The sequence below is a fragment of the Corynebacterium simulans genome, assembly GCF_001586215.1.
GTDB classification, from domain to species: Bacteria; Actinomycetota; Actinomycetes; order Mycobacteriales; family Mycobacteriaceae; genus Corynebacterium; species Corynebacterium simulans.
Genome location: NZ_CP014634.1, coordinates 2162298 through 2186979, shown reverse-complemented (window position 1 = coordinate 2186979; position 24682 = coordinate 2162298). Strand labels below are relative to the sequence as shown.

Sequence of the window (24682 nt, the reverse complement as noted above, 5' to 3'; positions counted from 1 at the left end):
ATAAGCTAGCGCTGCTCCAGCACCGCAATCGCGATATGCACGCGGTTCGTGCCGCCAATCTTTTCCAAGATGTGCTTGATGTGCGTCTTAACCGTGGCCACAGAGACATAAAGCTGCTCCGCGATTTCATTATTGTCCAGCCCCTTCGCAACCAGCTGCGCCACCTCGTTTTCGCGCGCACTCAAATCCGCCAGGACGAGCGGCTCTTGCGGCTGAGCATGCGGAATCGCCAGCAGGTTCTGCAGCGCTTTTGGGCTAAGCAGCTGCTGGCCCTGCGCAGCCGCCCGCACTGAGGCGACTAATGCCTCAGGCCCCGTGGCCTTCAACAGAAACCCCATCGCTCCCGCGTGCAAGGAATCGACGATGAATTCGTCGGTATCGAAGGCCGTCAGCATCACCACAGGAATATCGGGCACGGCTGTCTTCAGCTGCGCCACCGCCTCAATCCCGTCCATGACCGGCATACGGATATCCATCAGCACAATATCCGGGCGTTGTTGCGTAATCAGCTGCACGCCATCGCGCCCATTGCTGGCCTCGCCCACCACTTCGATGTCGCCTGCGCCCTCTAGAATCAGACGGATGCCGCGGCGCAGCAGCTCCTCGTCGTCGACAAGCACTGCAGAAATCATCGTTCCTCCATTGGCAAATACAGGCTCCAGCTAAACTCTTCGCCATCTTCTACGTCTAGGCGCCCTCCCACCAAGCGTGCGCGTTCGCGCATTCCGATAAGCCCATGCTCGCCGCCGTTTGCCGACGCCCCCTCTACCTTCCGGTTGCGCATCGTCACCCGAGCCAAAGCACCATCTTGGGCTACCTCGATCGCAATCTTTTGCCCTGGCGCATGCTTGCGCGCATTCGTCAGGCCTTCTTGCACGGCACGGCTCAACGTATGAACACCCATAGTCGAAATCTTATCTAAGCAATTATCGCGGTACTCAAGCGTGACCTTGGCACCGGCGGCGCGCGCCCGCACTACGTGATCGTCGATGCTGGTGCGCGGGTCAATTCGATCATCGATACGCAAAGAGCGAATGACCTGCCGCAGATCGGTCACCGCCTGCTCGGCCTCTTTTTGGATAGTCGTAGCGGATTCCGCCACCTGCTCCGGCGGCAAATCCTTCCGGTACGCCAGTCCACCGGCATATACAGAGATAAGGCTTAGCCGATGTGAGAGCGAATCGTGCATATCACGGGCGATGCGGTTGCGCTCATCCTGGCGAACTTTTTCGTTTTCTGCTTCCAGGGTCTGTTTATTCAGCTCCGCGCGCGCCACCAGCGTGGCCTGACGTTGGCGGCGACTATGGCGCGCGACGCCTATCAACAGCCCTGATAGAACCAACACGGCCCAGAAAAAGGCATACCCGAACAACGCCATAGGCACGGTTTCGAAAGAGTCCGGCTTATAAATCTTGACGCCATAACTTAAGGTGAGCACCGCCGTTGCTACCAATGTCCAGCGCTTGCTTCCACGCGAGACCAGAGAAACATAGGCAACGAAGACTGTCAGTGATAACTGATGCAGTCCCGCCGAAGCGCAAATGATCACCGCGCTGACCAGCGCGGAGACCGGACCAGGATAGCGTTCGTAAATGCTAAACTCCCGCGGCACGTGCCGCAGCGCAAAGGCCAGCAAGACCCAGGTGAGGATGCTCACCGACGTCCCAATAACGGCCTCAGTAAGGATGCGATCATCCCACGAATTGCCAGAGCGCTCGTCGAAGCGCAGGAGCATCGCCCCCATCGTGGCTATATCAGCCAACACACACACGGCGACGATGGCGGCACGCCGCCACCGCGTTACCCCGTTTAACGTGTTGAGGTAGGTGGCATGCCGCTGCTTTTCAATCCAGTTCTTAATCTTCGACTGTGCCGTACTCATCTCCACCCACAGTAGTAGGAGGCCTAGAGCCACAAATCCACCCTGGGGTGGATTTAACGCATAGCCATTCTCCGTAGCGTCGGAGACATGGACAAGAAAGTATTAACAGCCCTAGCTGCAGCTACTGCGTATTTCGTGGCAGTGCCTGTGGCAAGCGCACTGCTGCCTGAGCCCACTACCCCGACGAGCGCCGTCGCCTTCCACGATGTCGCCATCACCGATCTGGAATGCGCGCAAAGCCCGACATATCTTAACGACTCCCCCCGATGGGAATGCGGGGATACCACCATCGGCGCTGACCCCGCCCAGACCTTCGGGGAACCTGAGACTTCGTTACTACGAAAGCACCGCTATATTCTCGATACCCCTTTCCTCTCGGATGCCCCGGTACGTCAGCCTCAGAAAAATCTCTATCGCCTCGACGAAGGCGACAAGGTAACCGTCCTGTACGACTCCGACGATAAGAAGCTGTTCTTCCATCTCGAGGGGCCTGACGCCGCCCGCTATGCAGACAAAATGGAGGTCAAATAATGAAATACCTATTTTATGTGCTCGCTACCGCGGGTCTCGCTTACTCCGTGCACTTCGAGTTTAACCAGTCTTACGTCACCGCCAGCCTCATCGCTGCACTCATCCATGTGGTGATCTGGACTTGTGCCTCCTGGCTCGCGTTCCGAGGCCACCGCGGCACGGCCCTAGGCATGCTCTGGGGCGCGGCGTGCACCGGCCCGGCTGTCTTCTTCAACTCGCACTTCACCACCATCTTGGAAAAACTGCAGTTGCAGTGGCTAGATGCCGCTGGCTTCGCGCCAATTACTGAAGAGACGCTGAAGTTCATTGGTGTTCTGCTCATCTGTACTTACTTCATTAAGCCCCAACGCACTCGCGACTTCGTCTACGTCGGTATCGCCGTAGGCATGGGCTTTGCGCTCGTAGAGGATTGCACCTTCATCGCACACCTAACGCTGAAAGACCTCGACTCAGATCTCATGGGCGCAACTACTGGGGTGCTCATCAGGTTTATGAGTTGCACCTTCGCACACTCCCTCTTTACCGGCATCGCGGCATATGGCTTGGCCCGTGGCCGCGCACTCGCCGGTTGGATGGGCGGCGTCACGGTTCACTTCTTCACGAACCTCTTTCCCTCGCTGGATGCCACCTTCCCGGACAGCCTCTGGCTGCCCATTGCAACTTTAGTGGTAGTGGGGGCAATCTGGATCGCGTCGCTCTGGTTTATCGTCCGCCAAGTACGGCAATCGCGACGTGAACGCGGCTCGTCCCGCCGAGTTTCTTCAAAATCTTCTGCACGTGAGTCTTTACTGTCGGTAGCGAAATAAAAAGCTGCTGCGCAATCTGTTGATTACTTAACCCATCTGCCACCAGCTCCGCAATCTCCATCTCGCGGTCGCTAAGGTGCGCCAACCGCCTGTTCTTCCGCTTTGGCCGCGGGGAGAGCAGGCGTTCAAGTACCTCACGGCTGAGCATCGGTTGGCCTGCCGCAGCCGCGCGAACGGCAGCAACAAGCGCTTCCGGTGGCGTCGATTTCAATAGGAATCCAACGGCACCGGCTTGGAGCGCATCGACAATAAATTCGTCGGTATCGAAAGCGGTTAACATCACCACGGGAATCGACGCCGACAACTTCCCCAGCGCCTCGATACCATCCATGACGGGCATGCGAATGTCCATGAGCACGACGTCGGGAAGCGCGTCCAGCACCACTGCTATCGCATCCTTGCCATTAGAGGCCTCCCCCACCACCTTGATGCCGGCATTGGCCAGCATGAGCCGCAGGCCACTGCGCAATAGCGCCTCGTCATCGACCAACACCACCTTTAGCGCTTCGTCGGCAGCTGCAATTCCCATCCGAATTCATCTCCCTCCAGCATCCGAAATTCTCCTCCGATAAGTTCCGCGCGCTCAGCCAGACCCCGCAGCCCAAAACCACGCCCCACTGGGCCCGTATGCGCGTTGGTTACGGTGAGTACGAGATTGGGGCCGCGCTTGGCGACGTCGAAAAGCACCGGCTTTCCCCGCGCGTACTTGCGGGCATTGGTGGCTGCCTCCTGGACCGCTCGATACAACGTGTGCTGGCCTAAGGTATCGAGCCTTTCTACTATGCCTGGATCAGTGGAATAGAGCAGCTTAACGTTGTCATCTCGAATGAGCGTTTCAATGCTTGCTCGTGGATCTTCTGCTGCCTCCTGCCGCAGAGCATAAAGCACAGCGCGCAGATCCTGTACTGCAGCATTCGCTTCTTGGCGAATCGTCTCCGCCGCCGCGGAATACTCCTTGGGAACCTGCCCATTCTGAAAAGACAATGCCCCTGCATGCACGGCAATCAGCGACAACCGATGTGACAGTGAATCGTGCATGTCACGCGCTATCTCTTCCCGAATTTCGCGCTGTAGATTCTGTTGCTTCTCGCGGTTCTTGCCGCGCTGCATGCCGATCAGAAGCACGATTACGAGTACTGGAACGATGCCAAATTCCAACCAGCCTTCGAACTCACTCGCAGGGTTGAGAGGATAGACAGCGAGATAGCTAAGCGACGCCACAACTGCCGCCACCGACCACTTCACGGACCTCCGCGATGTCATGGACACCATGGCCACCAGCTGAGATAGCACGGCAAAATAAGAAAAGCCGCAAGCAATCACGGCAACCCCGCAGACGAAGGTCTTCCGCGTTCCTGGGAAGTCAGATTTCTCCAGCTCCCGCGGATCATGAGAAATGGCCCATGGCAGCAAACCCCACGAAACCATCCCGGCGATGAAACTCAAGCAAACGAAGCCGGCATAGGCTCTATCGGTTTGCGGCTCGATGTTGGGCAACCCCATGTCTTCTAAGTCGATGCCGATACCGATCAGTCCAAAGCAGCACCCGCCTAGGACGCAGAGCACGACGATGAAAGCTACCTGCCAACGGTTCCTAGTCATGATTCATACCTTAAAGGCCGCAAACTCATTCTTAAGGATGATTAATTACCAGCGACTGTTTAGTCATGACTTTTCATCGCTGTTTAAAACGCCCGATCCTTTACTTCTTCTTTTGGGCGGTGCTGAGCGCCGTGCTCTTCGTCGCGCTCATGATCGGTTACGCAATTTTCGCGCCAGACTCAAATCTCGACGACATGAACGCGCCGCTACCTTTTTGCATCATGATGCTCTCCATCATTGTGTTCCTCCCAGGCGCCTTTTGCCGACGCCGGCCCGGTAAGGTGTGGTCAGGCGATGGTCGGTTTCGGTGGCATTATGCCCGGCGCGCCCTTCTCGTGTCGTTGCCCGTTACGCTGTTGAGCTTTCTTCCGATTCTCCGAAATGGATTCTCCCGTGCTCCAAACGCTCTATTGATGCTGGGGCTGGCGGTCATCTTGGTGCCGCTGCAGTCAGTGACGGAGGAAGTTATCTTTCGCAGTCTGCTTCCCCAGGTATTCGGCCGGTGGCTGCGCTCGCCGTGGTTGGCCTATTTGCCCTCGATTCCGCTATTTGTGGCAGGCCATACTTATAACTGGATCGGACTTGTTGACATCTTTGTATTCGCCGTCTGTCTAAGCGTACTCACAGTGATAACGAACGGAATCGAGTACGGATGCGTGATTCATGCGTGCAATAACTTCGTCTTCTTTACTGCTGGCATCTTGGGCTATGTGGACGTTAACGCTGAGAATGTGGGGTGGGGCCAAACCCTGCTCAGCGCATTGACCTGCATTGTTATCTCGGCAATCTTGTACTACTCAACGCCCTCCACCGCAGAGCGCATCACTCTTGTTGCCGGCGAAGGATGCGCGTCTTCGGCAGCCAAGCGCTCAAAGGCTACGGCGGCGAGTGCTGCGGCTTGGTCACCGAGCACCGAATCATCGAACCTTGCCAGCGGCGAATGATTCCACTCGCGCAGGTGCTCCGGGGTATCCGGATTGACGGTGCCGAACCACATGAAGGTGCCAGGTACCTGCGCTAGTACGCCGCCGAAGTCCTCCGAAGCCATCATGGGTGTTTCCATCGGAATGACATTTTCTGCTCCGAACATGCCACCCCACAGCGTCGCGGCAAATTGATTCTCGCGCGGGTTGGTTTTGGTTGCGGAATACAGAACCTCGAAATCCACCTTTGCGGTGCATCTATGCGACGCCGCGACAGAACTGGCCACTTCCACAACCATCTGGCGCACTTGCTCAATCTTTTCGTCGCGCAGCACGCGCACTGTGGCGCCGAGCATGGCGTGATCAGGGATGACGTTAATGGCGCCGTCGCCAGCGCGCAGATTAGTCACCGTGATGACGATCGGCTCGTTAGCGTCGAAGCGGCGAGTCAGTGCAACCTGCAAGGCCATCTGAATCTCCCCCAGTGCTGCGACGGGATCGATGGCGTCATGCGGCCGCGAACCGTGGCCGCCCTTGCCATAGACAGTGATCTTCAGATTCGACGATGATGCCATCATGGGCCCGGAAATATGGTGGAAAGTGCCACGATCCTGCGGGCCGACATGTAAGCCATAAGCGGCAATCGGACGACGCCCCGCCGCATCGAGGACGCCCTCTTCGATCATCGGGAGCGCACCACCGGGGCCTTCTTCGCCGGGCTGGAACATGAAAGTGACGTCGCCAAGCAAGTGCTCCTTCTGCGCGCACAGCAACTTCACCGCTCCGATGAGCCCCGCGGTGTGAAGGTCGTGGCCGCACGCGTGCATCAAGCCGTTGGTGGAAGCGAAAGGATCGCCCGTCTGCTCACGGACCGGCAAGGCATCCATGTCCGCGCGCAGCAGCACAGAAACCGGCCGTGGGCCGCGCTTGCCGCCGCGAAGGACCGCGACCACGGAGCTTAAATCCTGACCGACCTGAATCTCCAACGGCAGGCCTTTGAGCGCCTCGAGAACCTTCTTTTGTGTCCGTGGAAGCTCGAGCCCGATTTCCGGGTTCTGGTGCATATCCCGCCGGAATTCCTGCAGCTGCGGTAAAAGCTTTTGGCCTTCCTCCAAGAACACCTCACTGGCAGTGCGCTCACCAATCTTGGCAGCGGTAACTGGCAACGGTGGAAGCTGCTGGCCTTGGCGAGGTGCCTTCTTCTTAATGGGTTCCATGAATCAATCCTTCCCGGGTTTGACCATCGAGCCTACATGGGACCTACCCCGTATCAAGCAAAGGAGAGTACCCCTCCTCTCGCTTCCCAGGCTTCCATCCTTTGGGCAACGGTTTGGCGCCAGTTCGCGGTGTCTGGCACGAGCACGCCCTCTGGAGAATTGGATTCCCAGCGGCCGTCTTCGAAGAGCCAATAAATCTCCCCGGTAATTGGGTCCATGATGTAGAAGGCACGGCCATCAGTCTTGATGTTGTGACAGTGCTGGCAGAGGCTGACCAAGTTATCGGTGGAAGTTGGGCCATTTTCGCCATGGGGAACGCGGTGGTCGAGCTGGTTGCGGTGGGCTGGCTTGCTGCATCCCGGGCCGCGGCAGGTTCCATCGCGGGCCTCCACGAAGGCGCGAATGCCGGCGGTGGGACGATAAGTCTCGGTCTGTGCTGGCGCGATGTTGCGATAGGAGGCATCTGCAGGCGGGATAACGTAGCCATAGCCCGGAGCAAACGCGAGGGTGGTTTCTGCCTGCTGGAAAAGGTTAATCACGACCTTTTGCTCAACTGGCTCGAGCACGCAGGAAGCAAGTGCGCGAGCGAAGGAAATTCCTTCGTCCGCGGCGCGTTTGCGGACGACGCGATCGATTTTTTCGGCGGTCACGGCGTCAAGGTTGGCGGTAAACTCCCCGCGGCCTGCATGACGCTCGAGTTTATAGCGGTCACGTTCTTCTTCGTCTTCGCCCTTCAAACAATTGTGCAAAGAAAGGACATCAGAAATTACGCTGCGGATGCGCGAAGCCTCCGGCAGGCGCTGGTTTGCGCGGCTGGGCGTAAACAATTCCTCCAAGGCGTCGTCGATATGAGGCAGGACACGCTCCTCGACGCCTTGTAGAGCCCTGCCGACGGCGAGGATTCGGTCAAAATCAAGGAACCAATCGAGCTTATTGAGACGAGTAAGTTTCGGTAGAAAAGAAAGTTTGCGGATGCCGTAGTAAAGATGTTCGGCTTTATAGGAAGTGATGCCGAGGCTGCGTGAGACGTCGTTGAAGGCTAGGTCAGCGTCGTCGCCAGGTTGTGGAATGATCGATTGCAGTGCGAGCCAGTTGAGGCGATTGCTTTCCGTAAAAGCCTGCCCGGCCTGGTTCTTTGGATTCAGTGGAGCGAAGTAAGGTCCGTCCATCGAAGTCTCCTAGGTTTATTTTCTATTATCCGGCGATGCCGGTCAGCTTCCCCTCCAAGCTGTACAAACCCAAGATATAATACACCCCGGACATCCGCAAGAGTGTTCGAAAAATTAGTCCCCCGGCTGCCCCAGCCCCGGGGACGTCGATAAGCGCAGTATTAGCCCTCACCGTCGGTAGAAAGCGCCGCCACGAACGCTTCCTGCGGAACAGATACCGAACCGATGGACTTCATGCGCTTCTTACCAGCCTTCTGCTTCTCCAGCAGCTTACGCTTACGAGAAATATCGCCGCCGTAGCACTTCGCCAGGACGTCCTTGCGCATAGCGCGGATATTCTCACGCGCAATGATCTTGGAGCCAATGGCGGCCTGGACCGGGACTTCGAACTGCTGGCGCGGAATGAGCTCTTTAAGCTTCTTCGTCATCTTGTTGCCGTACCACTGCGCCGAATCGCGGTGAACGATGGCAGAGAAGGCGTCGACCGGATCGCCGTTGAGCAGAACATCCACCTTGACCAGATCAGACAGCTGTTCCCCCGCCTCTTCATAGTTCAGCGAAGCATAACCCTTGGTGCGAGACTTCAGCATGTCGAAGAAGTCGAAGATAATCTCACCCAAAGGCATGGTGTAGCGCAGCTCTACTCGGTCTTCAGAGAGGTAATCCATGCCGCCCATCTGGCCGCGCTTGGACTGGCACAGCTCCATGGTTGGGCCCACGAACTGCTCCGGCACGATGATGGTCATCTTCACGATTGGCTCGTAGACCTCGCGCAACTTGCCGCTCGGCCAATCCGAAGGGTTGTGCACGAGGGACTCGGCGCCGTCTTCTGCAACCACGCGGTAGGTAACAGAAGGCGCGGTGGAAATCAGGTCCAAGCCAAACTCGCGCTCCAAGCGATCGCGCGTGATTTCCATGTGCAAAAGGCCCAAGAAGCCGCAGCGGAAGCCAAAGCCCAGAGCAACGGAGGTCTCTGGCTCGAAGGTCAAGGAGGCGTCGTTAAGCTGCAACTTTTCCAGTGCGTCGCGCAGGTCTGGGAAGTCCGCCTGGGAGATTGGGAAAAGGCCCGAATAGACCATCGGGTTCGGGTCCGCATAACCCTTCAGCGGCTCCTCGGCGCCGTTGGTTGCCCAGGTAACGGTGTCACCCACCTTGGTCTCACGCACATTCTTCACGCCCGTAATCAGGTAACCAACCTCGCCCGGGCCCAAGCCCTCGCACTTGCGCATGGTCGGCGAGACGATACCCACCTCCAGCAGCTCGTGATTAGCACCCGTGGACATCATGGTGACCTTCTGACGCGGGGTCAGCTTGCCGTCCATCATGCGGATATACGTGACGACGCCGCGGTAGGTGTCATAGACGGAGTCGAAAATCATGGCGCGCGCGGGGGCGTCGGCAGGCGCATCCGTGGTTGGCGCTGGCACCAAATCCACGAGCTTATCGAGCAGCTCCTCGACGCCCTCGCCCGTCTTGCCGGACACGCGCAGGACGTCCTCCGGCTCACAGCCGATAATGTTGGCGATCTCGAGGGCGTACTTCTCCGGATCCGCAGCGGGGAGGTCAATCTTATTGAGGACCGGGATGATCTCCAGATCATTTTCCATCGCCAGATAAAGGTTGGCGAGGGTTTGCGCCTCGATGCCTTGGGCGGCGTCGACAAGCAAAATAGCGCCCTCACATGCCTCGAGCGCGCGGGAGACCTCGTAAGTAAAGTCCACGTGGCCCGGCGTATCAATCATCTGCATGACGAACTCCTCGCCCGCATGCTCACCGGTGCGCGGAACCCAGGGCAGACGCACGTTCTGAGCCTTAATGGTAATGCCGCGCTCGCGCTCGATATCCATGTTGTCGAGGTACTGATCGCGCATGTCGCGCGCGTCAACGACCTGCGAGAACTGCAGGATGCGGTCAGCCAGCGTCGACTTGCCATGGTCGATGTGGGCGATAATGCAGAAGTTTCGAATCTGGGAAAGATCCGTAAACGTAGTGGCCGCAAAGTTTTTAGACATGCGTCTACAATAGTCGACATGACTAGCGGCAACCCACTTACCCGCTTAAGGCAGGCGCTTGGCATCGCAGAACGCGAGCCAGTCGACGTCGGCCTTGCTCACATATCCAACAGGCTAGGCATGAATAATGCTGCTGAGCACCGTGAACCCCGCAAAGCAGCAAAGATTCGCATCGAAACCACCTCCTCGCATCCGCGCACCGTTTGCTTCTCCCCTGACATGGATGGCCAGGCCGATTCCGGCGAGGTGGTGTGGGTCTGGGCGCCTTCCGACGGCAAGCAATCACCGCCGCACGAACGCGCCGTGCTCATCATCTCCCGCACGCGCACCACTGTTTTGGGGCTTTTGATCTCCCCAAATCCAAACCACGCGCACGAGGAAGAATGGCTCGACATCGGCACTGGCGAGTGGGACGAAAGCGGCAGGCAGTGCTGGGTACGCCTTGATCGCATCCTCGAAATCTCTGAGGAAGAATGCCGCCGCCAAGGCACTCTTTTCCCGGAGCGCCGCTTTGAGCGCATCGCCAACCGTTTGCGTTCCCGCTATCACTGGGCGTGATTTGGGTTTTACCCCAGCTCCTGCTAACTTCTTCTAGGTTACTTACTTTCCGGGCGCGTTGGTCGGGGCGGTCAGGACCTTGGGTCCGCTCATCGAACATCAACGCCGCGCATTAATTCAGATGCAGGACATGTCCGGCAGGTTGGTTGCAGTTCAATCACTTTCGATTCCAAGAGGTAATTCAAATGGCAAACATCAAGTCCAAGAAGAAGCGCATTCTCACCAACGAGAAGGCACGTCAGCGCAACAAGGCTGTTCGTTCCGCAGTCCGCACCGAGATCCGCAAGTTCCGCGAGCTTGTCACCGCAGGCGACAAGGAAGGTGCGGAGAAGCAGCTCCGCGTTGCTTCCCGCGCACTGGACAAGTCCGTGTCCAAGGGTGTCTTCCACCGCAACACGGCTGCCAACAAGAAGTCCGGTATGGCTAACGCCTTCAACAAGATGGCCTAAGCTTTTTAAAGCCTGACTGTTAATGCCTTTCCTCGCAAGAGGGAGGGCATTTTTTTAATCTCCAATCCGAAAGATCCGCACTGATTTTCGAACGTGTCCGGTGGGCACGCTAGGATTTTGAGCTATGAGTCTTGCCAAGCAGCACACCATCAAGCCGCTCCTCAAGTGGGTCGGCGGAAAGCGCCAGCTCCTGCCCGCAATCCACGCTGCCCTGCCGGTGTTTAACCATTACTACGAGCCCTTCTTGGGCGGCGGCGCGGTGCTGTTTTCTTTGACCCCGGAAAAAGCCACGGTCAACGATCTCAACTCTGAGCTCATCAACGTCTACGAGACCGTGCGCGACGATGTTGACGGACTCATCTCATTGCTAAGCACCTACCCCAACGAGGAAGACTTCTTCTACGAGATGCGCGGCAAAGACCGCGATTCCTCCTTCGCACACATGACGCGCACCGAGCGCGCCGCGCGCACCATCTACCTGAACAAGACCTGCTACAACGGCCTCTACCGCGTCAATAATGCCGGGCAGTTCAACTCCCCCTTCGGCCGCTACGCCAACCCCGCCATCTGTGACGAAGAGACCCTGCGCGGGGTATCGAGGTACCTCAATGACAACGAGGTTTCCTTCCACACCGGTGACTATGCCGCCATCTTGCAAGACGCCAAAGAGGGGGACTTTGTCTACCTCGATCCTCCCTATGACCCAGTCAATCCCACAAGCAACTTCACCGGGTACCAGTCCGGCGGCTTCGGCCGCGAGGATCAGCTCCGCCTTAAGGAAGTCTGCGACAAACTCGACGCAGCCGGCGTGAAGTTCCTGCTATCGAACTCCGCCACGGATTTCATCCAGGAGATCTATTCCGCCTACGAGATAGACATCGTAGGGGCCACCCGCGCCATCAATTCCGTGGCATCCAAGCGCGGCAAAGTCGACGAAGTATTGGTGCGTAACTATGGCGCGGCTTAACGACGTCGCATGGCAGCGCATCCTCGACGCTGAGACCTTGGCACGCATCGAACGCGAAGGCTTCGTGGAATTTAGCGCCAAACAGCTCAAAGAAAAGGGCGGCCGAGAGCCGCGCCTTCTGGCCAAACATGACTTTTCCGCTTCCCGTCCGGAGATTTTCCAGGAGCATAATTTAAGCATCTTCCCCATCCGGCGCGATGGATACGTCGTGGGCAACTTCGACGTCTACGAGCCTTTTCCGGAGACCGTGACGCCCCTTAAGACGCTGCCCGTTCCGCAAGGGGTTGAATCGCTTGACTTCGACAATTTAAGCTCCGAGACCCTCGTGCTCAATGCCGCGGTGATTGCGGGAGTGCTGCAGGATTTCCTGGGCGTCGATAAGCTGCATGCCACCGTGGCCGGGCGCATGTCCACCGGCACCGTCAGCATGCGCCTGCGCGGCGAGGAGCTCGTGGTGGACCGTGCGCAGATGGAAATAGACGGCGGGTTTGAGGCGCCCGAGTGCCTGGTGCTCATCGAGTGCAAGAATCACATCTCGCCCGATTTCAACATTCGCCAGCTTTATCTGCCTTTCCGGCGTTTTAGCCAACAGCTGGGAAAGGAAGTTGTGCCGGTATACCTGGTCTATTCCAACGGCATCTTCCACCTGTATCGCTATCGTTTCAGCGATGCGGAGGATTTCCGCAGCATCCAGCTCGAGGCCGCCGCACGTTATATGCTCGGCGAATCCGAGCTCAACACCGAATCCGTCAAGGCAGTCCTACGGCGCAGCAGCCCACGCGAGGCGGAGATTCCCTTTCCCCAGGCCGATTCCTTTGCGCGCGTGGTCAGCCTCTGGGAGATGCTGCCACTACCCAAGGCGGAGATTCCCGAGCGCTTTGGGTTTAGCCACCGCCAGGCTGACTATTACTTGAATGCCGGCCGTTACTTGGGCCTGATGCGCATCGAGGATGAGCTGGTCGAGGGAATCGAGCTGGCCGATACCCGCGACGGGCGCAACCTACAGCTCATCGAGGCGCTAGCTAGCCGGCCTGTCTTCCACGAGATGGTGGCCGCCGTGGCTGAGAAGCAGCGCATGCTGAGCAAGGAAGAAGCCGTGGCCATCATGGAGGCGGCCGACCTAAATATCTCTGGTTCTACGCTTCCCCGCCGCGCCCAAACCGTGGTGGCGTGGTCGCAGTGGGTGGCAGAGCTTTTCGCGCCGCAGCAACTTAGCCTGTTATAGCGGCAATAATTAGGCCCACACCGGCCACGGCGAAGAAACAACCCGAAGCGATGTCGATGATGGGTCCGGCGGCAAGAAGGCGGCGTCGGATAGCGTTGGTGGAAATCACCGTTGCAACGGTCACGAAGACCAAGTAGCTGGAAATGCCCATGCTCAGCACGAGCCCCGCGGCCAGCCACAGCGGCGGGTGCGGCGGCAGCAAAGGCGCGATCATCGCCGCCAAGTAGAGCACGATTTTCGGGTTCGAAAGGTTGGTGAAAAGCCCTGTGCGGAAGACTTGCTTGACACTACCCAACCGCGATACCGCCTCGTCTAAGTTCAACGCCGGCTGTTTGCGCTGCGCCAGGCCCGTGCGAACATTCTGCAGGCCCATCCAGATGAGGAAGCAGCCGCCGATGCCCTGAATGAAGCGGAGCAGCCCCGGGAATGCGGTCAGCAACGCCGCCGCGCCGAACACCGTGAGCGTGCACCAGAAAAGCACGCCGACCTGAGTGCCCGTGACGGCCGCAACCGCATGCTTGCGCGAGCGGGTGGCGTAACGGGTCACCAGTACGATGTCTGGTCCCGGCGCGAGGGCGCCCACCATGTTCATGGCGATGAGGAACGCAAACGCGGACCAGCTCATGAAAGGCGCTCGATCAAATCTTCGCGGCCGAACATGCGGGCAGAATCCAAGGCATTAGGCTGGCCGGCCTGCGGATCGGCACCGGCTGCTAAGAGGGCTTCGATCACCGCATCTTCCTTCTTAAAAATTGCGCCTGCCAGCGGGGATTGATTGCGGTCATTGAGCAGGTTCACGTTTCCGCCTGCGGCAGCTAACTTGGTCACGAGCTCCGCATGGCCGTTGTATGCCGCCAACATGACGAAGGACTGGCCGTCCTGGTTGACCATGTTCGGGTTCACGCCTTGGGCGATGTACTCCAGCAACGTGCCGTCGCCATTGCGTGCGAAATCAAAAAGCTTCGAGGCAAACTCTTGGATGTCTTCCATGCGAAATAGTTTATCGCGCAAGCTCGGCTACTCTACGCACAGCGGCCTCTACCGCAAACTCTTCGTCGCCGCCTTGGCCTTTGACTGCGGCATCGAGCTCGGCCATGAGCACCACTGCCTTGTTCACGGAATCCTCCGACCAGCGGCGCGCCACCGGGTGAGTCAGCTTCACCACGTAAGGAGCAAGGCCGGTTGCCTTGGCCAAAGAGTATTGGTCGCCGCGGGCGGAATAGAGCCTGGCGATTGCGCCTACCTTATTCGCCAGCGCCGCCGAGATGGCAACGGGCGAGGCACCTAATTGGAGAGCGCGCCGGCACGTGGAGACGGCGGCTTCCACGCGCCCGGCTACGGCGGCGTCGGCGATGTCCCAATTCGCCACCTCAGCCACGCCGACGTAGTAGTTGTGCACGGCCTCGCGGGTGACGTTGCCGTTGGTATCGAAGACCAGCTGGGAAATCGCCGAGGCCAGCTCACGCAGATCGGAGCCCACGCCATCGAGCACGGCCTGGACGACGTCGGGGGTTGGCCGTACCCCGTGCGAGGCGAACTCGCGGGTGGCCCAGGTACCCAGCTCGTTGGGATAGAGCGAGAACACCTCGTGCACCTCGCCTACTTTGCGCAGCTTGGCAACGAGCTCTGGTGGCCTCTTCTTGCCTTTGAGAGTTTTGGCCGTCACGCTGTAGATGAGCACCAAGGTCATGCCGGGGCCTGGATCGGCGACGGCCTTAAGGAGGATTTGGGTGAGTTCCTTGCCCACCTTTTCGACGTCGCTGATGACGATGACGCGGTTATCACCAAACAGGGAAGGGCTGGTCGCCATGGCGATTTCCCCCTCCGAGACCTCAGAAGCCTTGAGGCGGACCACCTCGACTCCCTCCCCGGCCGCCTTCTGGATGGAAAGGCGGGCACGTTCGGTGAGGAATTCGTCGTCGCCAAGGATGAGATGGACCTGATTCATAGGAGCAATTCTAGCGGTAGAAAACTGCGATTCCATCTGCTGTGCGCGTGGGGTAATCGGGCGGCGAATCTTGCGTAACAATGATGCTGCGTGTGCCCGGCGGAATGGGCTCGATGTCTTCCTCGGTGGCCACCACATGTATCGGTTCCTGCGGGGTATCAAAGTGCCTCGGCCACAGGAATGCAACCACGCAGGCAAGTGTGAGCAACGGGCGTTTGTAGAGGATGCCCGCCACTATCCAGCCGTAGCCCAGCAACACCAGGAAAGGGCTAGCGTCAACGGTGCTGACCGGCAAGGCCGCGCAGCCGCGGGCGATGGTGTTGATCCACCAGGTAAAAGGCTCGGTTAGGCGCAGCACCCCGGCGCCCAACACGGAAAGCGGGCCCAGCTGCGCGAAGAGGGCTGCCAGCAATCCCAGGATGGTCACGGGAGCAGTCGCGGGAGCAACCAGCACGTTTGCAAGTACCGAGACCACCGATACCTTGCCGGACATCAGAGCGATGATCGGCATCGTCACGAGGTCGGCCGCAATTGCCACGGCGAGCGCGCGGACGAAGATATCCGGCCATCCAATCACCGCCAGGTGGCGATAAAGCAGCGGCGAGAGCGCCACGATTCCGGCGGTCGCCGCCACCGACAGCGCAAACCCGAAGTTCTTGGCCAACTCGCTGTCTATAAAAAGCAGCACGATAATAGCCAGGCTGAGCCCATGCATCGGCTCCATGCGCGCGGAGTTTAAAACCGCGAGTAGTCCCACCAGGCCCATCACGGCCGCGCGCTGGACGGAAGGCTCAAACCCCACCAAAGCCACGAAGATGCACAATGCGCTAAGCGACGCCGCGACCCGCAGCCGTGGTCCCTTCACCAACAAGGCGGCAGCGCTGCACACGATGGCCACGTTCGAGCCGGATACCGCGCTCAAATGTGACAACCCAGTGTCGATATAAAGCTGCTTTTCTGCCGCCGTCTGCAAGGTGGTATCCCCCAGCACCATGCCCGGCAGCAGGCCTTGTGAGGAGGGCCCAACGCTTATGCCGACCAGCTCGCGGAAGTTCTCTGCCACGTGCGCGGCCAAAGAATCCGGCGGGGTAAGCGAAGTGATGGTGCCATGGTCCACGGTCACTTGGGCCCCGGCTGGAGCGGGTTCGTCGCTAAATACAGGTACCTGAAAGGGATAGCCGGGCACGCGCAGGCGCAGCAGCCAGCCAAAGCGCACCTCGGTGGGCTCAGTTATGACGGTGCCGGTCAGGACGTCGCCAAGCGGGCCCGCGCGGGAAATGCGCACCTTAGTCACGGCGATGGCCAAGGCGCTAAGGCCCGTGGTGAGCACCGCCTGGCCGCGCTGCCAGAACCACAGGACTAGACAGACTAGCGGCACTAAGGAGCACCACGCGCCGTTAAAGCTTAAGAGCGTGGCCAGCCACACCGCACACGCGGCCGGCAGCAGGCGCAGCTGCCTCATAATTGCACCTGGTCTTTGAGCGCCTCGAACTTTGCAGGCCCAATGCCGCTTATCTCCATCAGCTGCTCTACGGAAGTAAAACCGCCGGATTCCTCGCGGAAGCTCAAAATGGACTCCGCCGTGACCTCTCCTACTCCTTTCAGCTCCATCAGCTGCTCCTTGGTGGCGGAGTTCAGGCTGAGCAGACCGCCTTCCTGCGGCTCGCCCGGTGCTGGGGCGGGTGCGGGCAGGCCGACGACGATTTGCTCGCCGTCGCTAAGCCGTTTGGCCAGGTTGAGGTTGAGGAGGTCCACGCCGGGGCGCGGGTGGGCGTGATCGAGGGCGTCGGCAATGCGGGCGTCCGGCGCCACCGTGACAAGGCCGGGGTTTTCGACCTCCCCCACCACGGAGACCACCAGGGAGCTCGGTGCAGCGGCGCTGCTCGTAGCCTCGGAAGCGGAAACCGCATAAGGATCGTTCCGGCTCGTAATACCCAGCCACGTCAAGACACCCGCAGCAACCAACACCGCGATGGCGCAGGCAAGCCACGGCGGAATACGCACGCGCGGGCGCGGATAGGTGACGTTGAGGAGGTCCTCTTCCCCGGTGGGGCGGGTTAGTTCCCGAAGACGATCGCTAATATGCGGCATGCCCTCGACGCTAAAAGGCGGCGCAGTTAATGCGCTAGAGGCAATTTAAAAACCTGTGGATAACTTGTTGTACGTGTCAACGATTCAGGAGGTTCCTTGCTAAAGACCACCGATACGCCGATGGCGCCTGGGCCGGCATGCACGGCGAGCACCTCGGTGAGTTCTTCGACCATGAAGGAAGAGCCCTTCGGCAGGGCCTTCTCGAGCAGTTCGAGCAGGCGCTCGGCGGACTCCTCGGCGTCGTTGTGCTGCAATGCCACGAAGACGGGCTCGCCATCGGCGCGGGAGGCGATGAGATCGACCAGCTTGGTAAAAGCCTTAGTCTGGGTGCGGGTCTTGCCCACGAGCTCCAGCTTGCCGCTCACGATGGACATGATGGGCTTGGTGGCCAGAAGTGCAGTGGAGAGCATCGCGGTGGTGGTAGAAAGACGGCCGGAGCGGCGCAGTTCCTCCGTGGAGTTGAGGTAAACCCAGGTGCGGCCGCGCTTGATCGTATCCAGCGCCGCCTCGTAGCACTCCTCAAGCGAGGCGTCATCGCGTGCCAAGGTCGCCGCAGACATCGCCGCGGCACCAATCACCATGCCCGCCGAGCCGGACTCGACCACCTTGACGGTATCGGGAAACACGCCCGAAGCCGTCACCGCGGCAGACCAAGTGGAAGAAAGTTCCTTAGACAGATGGATGGCCACAATGCCGTCGTCGGTGGAGCGTTCCATTTCGCGACCGTATGCGGCCGCGAGCTCCAGCGCAGTAAGACCCGAGGTAGATTGCTCGCCGGCTGCGTCCATGACGTGCAAATCGATTACTCGAATCTGCAGGTTTTTCACGATGTCTGGCGGCAGCCCCGCGGCGGAATCAGTGACGATGCGGACGGCCACTAGTTACCTGCCCCCATGTTCCAGCCGTCGAAGTACCACTTGGCGCCCTCCACGTTATCCGCAGTGAACTCGAGGGAGGCCTGCGGATTCGCTGGATCAAAGTCCGGACGGGCGGTCAGCTGGGACCAGTGGGTGTTCTTCAGGCCCGAAAGGATGGAGTACTGCTCGTGGCGCAGGCCCAAAAGGTGGCAGGTCAACGCTGCAATCGCACCGCCGTGCCCCACCACCAACACGGTGCCCTCGGCCCACGGTTCCGGGTCACGCATCAGCTCGTCAATGACGGGACGCGCACGCTTGGCGACGTCCACCCGCGACTCGCCCTCCGGCGGCGCCCAGGTGGGATCGTGACGCCAGATGGCGCGGGCACCGGGGTAATCGCGATCTACTTCCGCCGAGGACATCCCCTGCCACTTGCCCAGGTGCGTCTCGCGCAGGCGGGCGTCGACAGTAGGCTCCAGGCCCAAACGCTCACCAATGACGCCGGCGGTGGCGCGGGCACGGGAAAGATCCGAGCACACGATCGCGGAAATCCCTTGCTCCGCAAGCAGGCCTGCCGCCTGCTTGGCCTGTGCAAGTCCCAGCTCGGACAGCTCCGTGTCCAGGTGGCCCTGCATGCGGCCAGTGGCGTTATAAGTGGTCTGACCGTGGCGGATCAGAAGCAGGCGGCGCGACAAGGTTTAGTACTCCTCGTCCTCTTCCGGCTCCGGCTGAGCCAGTGGGATCTCATCGATGGACTCAACTTCGCGCAGGTTAACCTCGTCGGACCACTCGCCCGGACGCTCCGGGGTCTCGATGCCCTCGATCTCCAGGATCGGGCAATCGTGGTAGAGGCGGTCGAGGCCATAGAACTCGCGCTGATCGTTGCGCTGGACGTGGATAACGATGTGACCGTAATCCAGCAGTACCCAGCGGTTTTCGCGGTTGCCTTCGCGGCGCTTTGGCTCGTGGCCAAGCTTGGTCAGCTCGTCTTCGATTTCCTCCACGATGGAGGCCACCTGGCGCTCGGTCTCGGCGGATGCCAGCACGAAGATCTCGGTGATAGCAAGCACGTCAGAGACGTCGATAGCCACGATGTTCGTGGCCAGCTTCTCGTCAGCAGCGTGCGCCGCGGTTTCAGCCATCTTGCGGGCTACATCAGTAACGGACATGTGCTTTCCTTCAAATATCTTCCAAATATCTTCGAATACTTTTTAGTTCTGCCAGTTTCGCACGTAAGAGGTGCGTTTGGCTATTTCCGTGAATTCTTTTTCCCAAATTCTATAAAGGCTTATCAGGATTAGGCCCATAAAGATTGTTCTTAGCGATGTATTGGACAACCCCATCCGGCACGAGATACCACACCGGCTCGCCTTCCCCGGCGCGCTTGCGGCAATCGGTGGAAGAAATGGCCATGGCGGGAATTTCGATGAGTTCGATCCCGGTTTGGGATTCCAGCGGCAGCATATCCTTGCTGAGTTCGTAGCCGGGGCGGGTGACGCCGACGAAGTTGGCCATCTCTAGCATGACCTCCCAATCGTGCCAGCTCATGATCGAAGCCAGGGAATCGGCGCCGGTGATGAAGTAGAGCTCGGCATCGGGGAAAAGCTCGCGCAGGTCACGCAGGGTATCGATGGTGTAGGTGGGGCCCTCGCGGTCGATGTCGACGCGGGAGACGGTAAAGCGCGGATTCGAGGCGGTTGCCACCATGGTCATCAGGTAGCGATGCTCGGCTGCGGTGACGTCGCGCCCCGCCTTCTGCCACGGCTGGCCGGTGGGCACGAAGACCACTTGGTCCAGTTGGAAGCGGTAGGCCACCTCACTGGCGGCCACGAGGTGGCCATTGTGGATGGGGTCGAAAGTGCCGCCCATGATTCCAATGCGCTGTGGACTAGTCATGAGTGGAGATTATACGTGCACCTTCTGCCCATCCGCGGGCGTGGGCGCCTGGGTGAAAAGAGATAGAGATAGAGGCATATTTTAAGGTCGAGTTTGACCGCTGCCCTGCAGGATCCACTTTGTGGAGGTCAGCTCCGGCAAAGCCATCGGGCCGCGGGCATGCAGCTTCTGGGTAGAGATACCGATCTCCGCGCCCATGCCATAAACCTCGCCGTCGGTAAAGGCGGTGGAGGCATTGAGCATGACGGCGGCGGCATCGACCTCGTTGGCGAACCTGAGCAACACGTCGGCGTCCTGAGCGGCGATGCCCTCAGTGTGGCCGGTGGTGTACTCGGCGATGTGCGCGATGGCGCCAGCGATGCCGTCAACCACCTTGGCGCAGATGTCGTTGCTCAGGAACTCCTCACGCCATTCCTCGTCGGTTGCTTCCACAGCATTGGCCACGCCGAATTGCTCGAGCTCGGCGACCTCGCCATGGATGACCACGCCTGCCTCCTGAAGGGAGGTGATGACGCGAAGTTTCGCGGCGTCGGCAAGCGCGGCGTCGAGCAGCACGCACTCGGTGGAGTTACAAACCGAAGGGCGGCGGGTCTTGCCGTTGATGACCATGGCGATGGCCTTGTCGAGGTCGGCGCTGGCATCGATGTAGAAGTGGCAGTTGCCGGTGCCGGTCTCAATGGCGGGGACGGTAGCGCCCTCCACCACCGCATTGATGAGGCGAGCAGAACCGCGGGGAATCACGACGTCGACAAGCCCGCGCGCCGTGATGAGATCCTGCACCGAATCGTGGCTCTCGCACGGCAGGAGCTGCACGCCCTCGCGCGGAAGTTCGAAGTGCGCCAGGGTGTCCTGGAGGATCTCCACGAGCTGCTCGTTGGAGTTGCGTGCGGACTTAGATCCGCGCAGCAGCGGCACGTTGCCGGACTTGAGCGCAAGGCCAAAGGCATCCACCGTGACGTTCGGGCGGGCCTCGTAGACCATGCCCATGACGCCGAGCGGCACGCGCACCTGCTTCATCTGGATGCCGTTGTCCATGGTGTGGCCCCGCAGCACCTCCCCTACTGGGTCCTGCAGGGCAGCGACCTGGCGCAGGCCGCCGGCGATGCCTTCGACGCGCGCGGCGTCGAGCGAGAGCCTGTCGATTAAAGAATCATTCATCCCGGCCGCACGGCCAGCGGCGACGTCGCGCTCATTGGCCTCGAGAATCTCAGGGGTGCGGGCCACCAGGTTTTCAGCAGCGCGCACAAGAATCTCATTCTTGCGTGGGGTGGAAAGCTGCGCGAACTGCGGCGCAACTTTCTTCGCCTGACGCGCCAGTTTTAGTACTTGGTCTCGTTCTTCATCTCGAGTGAGTTGGCTCATGAGGCTCAAGCTTACCGAAGCTAGCCTCGACAGGACAGACCATGGGCACGCCCTCGTCGTCGATGACTCGAGCGTGGATGCCATAGACCTCACCCAGCAGCTCGGTGTTCAGCACCTCTGCCGGGGTGCCGTGGGCATGCACGCGGCCGCCGTGGAGAACCACCAGCTCGTCGCAATAACGCGCGGCCAGGTTGAGATCGTGGATAGCTACCAACGCCACTGCCCCGCGGGAGACCTCCTTGCGCAAGGTATCCAGCAGGTGCACTTGATGGCGCAGGTCGAGCGCGGAGGTCGGCTCATCCAGCAGCATCAGGTCTGGCTCACGGGCCAGCATCTGCGCCACGGCGACGAGCTGGCGCTGGCCGCCGGAAAGCTGGTGAACGTAGCGGTGCGCGAGGTGCACGATGCCGAGCTTTTCGAGCGCCTCAACCGCGGATTCCAAAGCGTTGGGTGAACCACGCTTAGCGGAGATGACCACCGATTCAAAGGCGGTCAGCGAGGCGCTGGTCAGAAGATCCTGCGGCACGTAGCCCACGTTGGCGCCACCAGTATCGCAGGTGCCCGAAGTTAGCTTCTGAATGCCGGCGATGGCCTTGACCAAGGTGGACTTGCCCGCCGCGTTGGGGCCGATGAGTCCGACGATGGTGCCGGGTTCAGGCTCGGGCAAGTCAACTCCTTTGAGCACCTCCCGCTTGCCAAAGTTCACGCATGCCTGTTCTACTTTCAGCACTTGATCCTCCTCTTGGTGAAGATGAGCAGCACGAAGAAAGGAACACCAACGAGCGCCGTGATGATGCCGATGGGTACGGCAACGCCGGGGATGATGGTGATGGATACCGCGTGTGCTCCCGCCAGCAGCATCGCGCCCGCCGCCATGGAGGCTGGAGCGAAGAAACGCTGATCCTCGCCCACCAATAGGCGCGCCACGTGTGGGCCAACCAAGCCAATGAAGCCGATGATGCCGGCGAAGGCCACGGCGCTAGCGGCCAGCAAGGAGGCCACGACGAGGGTTAGAACGCGCAGTTTTTGCACGTTGATGCCAAGGGCCGCCGCACGCTCGTCGCCAAGGCGCAGCGCCGTGAGCTTCCACGCGTTGAGCATGGTGAAAGGAATGGCAACCAGCAAGGTGGCCGCGATGATCAGGTTGGACACCCAATTCGCACGCTGCAGGGAGCCCATGGTCCAAAAGACAATCTGCTGCAGGGCTTCAGTCGAGGCGCTGTATTGCATCAGCGAAAGCAGTGCCTGGAACAAGAAAACGAGGGCGATACCCAGCAGAATCATTGACTCCGCACTAGCGCCGCGCCACACCGCCGCACCCGCGACGATGGCCACGGCCACAAGAGCCGACAGCCAAGCGACGGCCGCGAGATTGAACTGCGGATTTCCCAGCACGGTCCAGCCCAGCACGATGGAGGCCGCGCCGCCAAAAGCCGCGGCGGCGGAAATACCCAAGGTGAAAGGCTCGGCCAAAGGGTTATCCAGAATGGTCTGCATATGCGCGCCGGATAGCGCCAGTGCGGCGCCGATGAGCACGGCCATAACCGACGCCGGCAGGCGCAGGTTCCACAGGACCGTCCGGGTGGTCTCATCCACCTGGCCCGGTGAGAAAATGCCACGCAGCATCTCCATCGGGGAAAGGTGAATCGGGCCGACCACCGTGGCAATGACGAAGGCTACGAAGGCAGCCAGCACCAGTGCACCGATGATGAGTACCTTGCGGAAGTTATTGCTGCGGTACTCGGCAATAACCTGGTGGGTGTCGGTTTTGGTTTCGGCTTTCTGGTCAGTCTGCAAACTCTCAGAAGAGGTCAAAAGTGCCATTTTTTAGTGCTTGTGTGTGTTCTTGGTAGTGAAGAAAACGCCGCTGTAGTCGATGGGCAGCCACTTGTTGTGGAATTCGGCGAAGTCCTTTTCTGGGTCTAAGTCCTTGAAGGTTTCTGGGTGCATCCACACAGCAAACTGCTCCAAGGCGAAGATGTTAAAAGGCGAATCGTAGAACTGGTGGTAGACAGCGTGGAAGTTGCCTTCCTTTGGGGCCTCAAGCTGCTCGAAGCCCGGGGTCTTTAGCAGGCCTTCGAGGGTCTCCTGCGCCTTTTCTTCCTTGGCCGCGTAACCCATCTCCACGTGCGGCAGGACCTCCGGCTTTTCCGGGTCCTTGGCCCATGCGCCGCCAGTGGCGATGATGTGCTCCGGCTGCTCAGCAAGCACCTTTTCTGCGGTAAGGTCTCCAGACTCTGTGTCCAGCAGGCTATCGCCCAAGTTCTCGCCGCCGGCGGCATTAACCAGGTCACCTAGGTTAGAGTCCTTGACCGTGGAGCAGCAATCCTTCAGGCCCGCCGCGCGCCAGACCAGGGTGCGCGGCTTGTCCCCGGCCTTTTCCGCGCGGGACTTAATGTCATCAACCTTGCTGGTATAGAACTTATTGAACTCTGCGGCCTTGTCCTCGTGACCGAAGAGCTGGCCGAAGACCTCCATGGACTTCGGGGTGTTTTCTAGCGGCTTCTGGCGGAAGTCGGTGAAGACGTACTTCAGGCCGGCCTGGTCCATCTTGTCCAGGAAGCCGGTCTTTTCCGCACCCTCCTTGTGGTCCAGCGTCATGACCACGACGTCTGGCTTTTGCGCGAGCAGGTTTTCCACGGTGACGTCGCCCTTGGCGATGTTGCCGATGGTCGGCAGATCCTTGTACGCCGCATTGGTTTCGGCGAACTTGGACTCGAAGCTCGGAGCCGCCTCATGCAGGTCCTTGCCCAGAGCCACGACGTGCTCGAGCGGATCCTCGCGGTTGAGAATCGAGGTGGCGAAGAGCCCGCGGCCCTCGCCCAGAAGGATACGCTCAGGCTGCTTGTCGAAGGTGACCTCGCGGCCGGCGACGTCAGTGATGGTCACAGCAGTGTCCCCCGCGGCGCCGGTAGAGCCGGTGGACGCGGAGGTGTCTTCGTTGCTGCTGCACGCGCTCAACGCAGTCGCGGATGCGAGCATGGCCAGGGTGGCTGCCGCAATGCGGACGGAGTACTTGGGCACGTTGAAATGGGTCATGAAAGAAAGTCCTTTGCTCACGAACAATAGCCAAGTTAACTTAGGCTTGACTAAATCGAACTAGGATGAGCTTACAATCCGGAACGTGCCCGCGAAAGTGATCCCCCCGGGTTTTATTTAGGTCACTTTAAAGCTGAATAACATCCTC

At 59.7% G+C, this 24682-nt stretch carries 26 protein-coding genes and 1 pseudogene; 7 read left to right on the top strand and 20 right to left on the bottom strand.

Features of this window, described 5'->3' with window-relative positions; all coding sequences use genetic code 11:
- Positions 1–5: 5 nt before the first annotated feature.
- Together WM42_RS10240 and WM42_RS10235 are read right to left on the bottom strand one after the other, a co-directional pair.
- Entirely contained in the window at positions 6–632 is a 627-nt protein-coding gene (locus WM42_RS10240) for a response regulator (protein ID WP_061924020.1), read from the bottom strand.
- On the bottom strand, positions 629–1915 hold the full coding sequence (locus tag WM42_RS10235; RefSeq protein WP_235591254.1) for a sensor histidine kinase: 1287 nt from the start codon (positions 1913–1915) through the stop codon (positions 629–631). The genes WM42_RS10240 and WM42_RS10235 overlap by 4 nt, the downstream gene beginning before the upstream one ends.
- Before the next feature lie 54 nt (positions 1916–1969).
- On the opposite strand from WM42_RS10235, the gene WM42_RS10230 reads away from it, so the two are divergent.
- Together WM42_RS10230 and WM42_RS10225 are read left to right on the top strand one after the other, a co-directional pair.
- Positions 1970–2413: a hypothetical protein gene (locus WM42_RS10230; protein WP_062037895.1), complete on the top strand. Its 444-nt coding sequence runs from the start codon at positions 1970–1972 to the stop codon at positions 2411–2413.
- Positions 2413–3219, top strand: coding sequence for a PrsW family glutamic-type intramembrane protease (locus tag WM42_RS10225; RefSeq protein WP_062037892.1), 807 nt, complete (start codon positions 2413–2415; stop codon positions 3217–3219). The genes WM42_RS10230 and WM42_RS10225 overlap by 1 nt, the downstream gene beginning before the upstream one ends.
- Here the strand turns inward: WM42_RS10225 and WM42_RS13090 are convergent.
- Both WM42_RS13090 and WM42_RS10220 read right to left on the bottom strand, forming a co-directional pair.
- A complete protein-coding gene (locus WM42_RS13090) occupies positions 3116–3748 on the bottom strand; it encodes a response regulator (RefSeq protein ID WP_082787683.1) in 633 nt (210 codons plus the stop codon). The genes WM42_RS10225 and WM42_RS13090 overlap by 104 nt on opposite strands.
- Positions 3718–4821, bottom strand: a complete 1104-nt coding sequence (locus WM42_RS10220; RefSeq protein ID WP_062037889.1) for a sensor histidine kinase — start codon at positions 4819–4821, stop codon at positions 3718–3720. The genes WM42_RS13090 and WM42_RS10220 overlap by 31 nt, the downstream gene beginning before the upstream one ends.
- Before the next feature lie 65 nt (positions 4822–4886).
- Here WM42_RS10220 and WM42_RS13880 point away from each other — a divergent pair.
- Positions 4887–5444, top strand: a pseudogene (locus WM42_RS13880) (CPBP family glutamic-type intramembrane protease); the annotation flags it as partial.
- Between the two features lie 170 nt (positions 5445–5614).
- Here the strand turns inward: WM42_RS13880 and WM42_RS10215 are convergent.
- From WM42_RS10215 to lepA, 3 genes are all read right to left on the bottom strand, one after another.
- Complete coding sequence (locus WM42_RS10215; RefSeq protein ID WP_062037886.1) at positions 5615–6961, bottom strand: M20 metallopeptidase family protein; 1347 nt, start codon at positions 6959–6961, stop codon at positions 5615–5617.
- Between the two features lie 53 nt (positions 6962–7014).
- Positions 7015–8130: an HNH endonuclease gene (locus WM42_RS10210; protein WP_062037883.1), complete on the bottom strand. Its 1116-nt coding sequence runs from the start codon at positions 8128–8130 to the stop codon at positions 7015–7017.
- A 161-nt stretch (positions 8131–8291) separates the two neighbouring features.
- Positions 8292–10142 (bottom strand): translation elongation factor 4, encoded by a 1851-nt coding sequence (gene lepA, locus WM42_RS10205; RefSeq protein WP_062037880.1) that lies wholly within the window; start codon positions 10140–10142, stop codon positions 8292–8294.
- A gap of 18 nt (positions 10143–10160) precedes the next feature.
- On the opposite strand from lepA, the gene WM42_RS10200 reads away from it, so the two are divergent.
- The 4 genes from WM42_RS10200 (at position 10161) to WM42_RS10185 (ending at position 13341) form a co-directional block, all read left to right on the top strand.
- Positions 10161–10700 (top strand): type II toxin-antitoxin system PemK/MazF family toxin, encoded by a 540-nt coding sequence (locus WM42_RS10200; protein WP_062037877.1) that lies wholly within the window; start codon positions 10161–10163, stop codon positions 10698–10700.
- A gap of 185 nt (positions 10701–10885) precedes the next feature.
- Positions 10886–11149: a 30S ribosomal protein S20 gene (gene rpsT / locus WM42_RS10195; protein ID WP_062037875.1), complete on the top strand. Its 264-nt coding sequence runs from the start codon at positions 10886–10888 to the stop codon at positions 11147–11149.
- Positions 11150–11273: 124 nt separating this feature from the next.
- Positions 11274–12116 (top strand): DNA adenine methylase, encoded by an 843-nt coding sequence (locus WM42_RS10190; RefSeq protein WP_201057375.1) that lies wholly within the window; start codon positions 11274–11276, stop codon positions 12114–12116.
- Complete coding sequence (locus WM42_RS10185) at positions 12103–13341, top strand: type II restriction enzyme (RefSeq protein ID WP_062037872.1); 1239 nt, start codon at positions 12103–12105, stop codon at positions 13339–13341. Before WM42_RS10190 ends, WM42_RS10185 begins: the two co-directional genes overlap by 14 nt.
- Here the strand turns inward: WM42_RS10185 and WM42_RS10180 are convergent.
- The 13 genes from WM42_RS10180 to WM42_RS10120 form a co-directional block, all read right to left on the bottom strand.
- Positions 13328–13966: a LysE family translocator gene (locus WM42_RS10180; RefSeq protein WP_061924054.1), complete on the bottom strand. Its 639-nt coding sequence runs from the start codon at positions 13964–13966 to the stop codon at positions 13328–13330. The two genes, WM42_RS10185 and WM42_RS10180, sit on opposite strands and share 14 nt — an antisense overlap.
- On the bottom strand, positions 13963–14331 hold the full coding sequence (locus WM42_RS10175) for an ankyrin repeat domain-containing protein (protein ID WP_061924057.1): 369 nt from the start codon (positions 14329–14331) through the stop codon (positions 13963–13965). The genes WM42_RS10180 and WM42_RS10175 overlap by 4 nt, the downstream gene beginning before the upstream one ends.
- A gap of 10 nt (positions 14332–14341) precedes the next feature.
- Entirely contained in the window at positions 14342–15289 is a 948-nt protein-coding gene (holA, locus tag WM42_RS10170; RefSeq protein WP_179294328.1) for a DNA polymerase III subunit delta, read from the bottom strand.
- Positions 15290–15299: 10 nt separating this feature from the next.
- A complete protein-coding gene (locus WM42_RS10165; RefSeq protein WP_062037869.1) occupies positions 15300–16751 on the bottom strand; it encodes a ComEC/Rec2 family competence protein in 1452 nt (483 codons plus the stop codon).
- Positions 16748–17380 carry a ComEA family DNA-binding protein gene (locus tag WM42_RS10160; protein ID WP_062037866.1) on the bottom strand — a complete coding sequence of 211 codons (633 nt, stop codon included), beginning with the start codon at positions 17378–17380 and terminating at the stop codon, positions 16748–16750. Before WM42_RS10160 ends, WM42_RS10165 begins: the two co-directional genes overlap by 4 nt.
- Positions 17381–17406: 26 nt before the next feature.
- On the bottom strand, positions 17407–18258 hold the full coding sequence (locus WM42_RS10155; RefSeq protein ID WP_062037863.1) for a DegV family protein: 852 nt from the start codon (positions 18256–18258) through the stop codon (positions 17407–17409).
- A complete protein-coding gene (locus tag WM42_RS10150) occupies positions 18258–18932 on the bottom strand; it encodes a histidine phosphatase family protein (RefSeq protein ID WP_061924068.1) in 675 nt (224 codons plus the stop codon). The genes WM42_RS10155 and WM42_RS10150 overlap by 1 nt, the downstream gene beginning before the upstream one ends.
- A 3-nt stretch (positions 18933–18935) precedes the next feature.
- Entirely contained in the window at positions 18936–19406 is a 471-nt protein-coding gene (gene rsfS, locus WM42_RS10145; RefSeq protein ID WP_061924072.1) for a ribosome silencing factor, read from the bottom strand.
- 109 nt (positions 19407–19515) lie between these two features.
- Positions 19516–20133, bottom strand: coding sequence for a nicotinate-nucleotide adenylyltransferase (gene nadD, locus WM42_RS10140; protein ID WP_061924075.1), 618 nt, complete (start codon positions 20131–20133; stop codon positions 19516–19518).
- An 81-nt stretch (positions 20134–20214) separates the two neighbouring features.
- The gene (locus WM42_RS10135; protein WP_062037860.1) at positions 20215–21495 is read right to left on the bottom strand and encodes a glutamate-5-semialdehyde dehydrogenase; all 1281 of its coding nucleotides are present in this window, start codon (positions 21493–21495) and stop codon (positions 20215–20217) included.
- Positions 21473–22225, bottom strand: coding sequence for an ABC transporter ATP-binding protein (locus WM42_RS10130; protein ID WP_062037857.1), 753 nt, complete (start codon positions 22223–22225; stop codon positions 21473–21475). The genes WM42_RS10135 and WM42_RS10130 overlap by 23 nt, the downstream gene beginning before the upstream one ends.
- Positions 22219–23319: a FecCD family ABC transporter permease gene (locus tag WM42_RS10125; protein WP_082787681.1), complete on the bottom strand. Its 1101-nt coding sequence runs from the start codon at positions 23317–23319 to the stop codon at positions 22219–22221. Before WM42_RS10125 ends, WM42_RS10130 begins: the two co-directional genes overlap by 7 nt.
- 3 nt (positions 23320–23322) lie before the next feature.
- Complete coding sequence (locus tag WM42_RS10120; RefSeq protein WP_062037854.1) at positions 23323–24534, bottom strand: ABC transporter substrate-binding protein; 1212 nt, start codon at positions 24532–24534, stop codon at positions 23323–23325.
- Positions 24535–24682 lie beyond the last annotated feature (148 nt).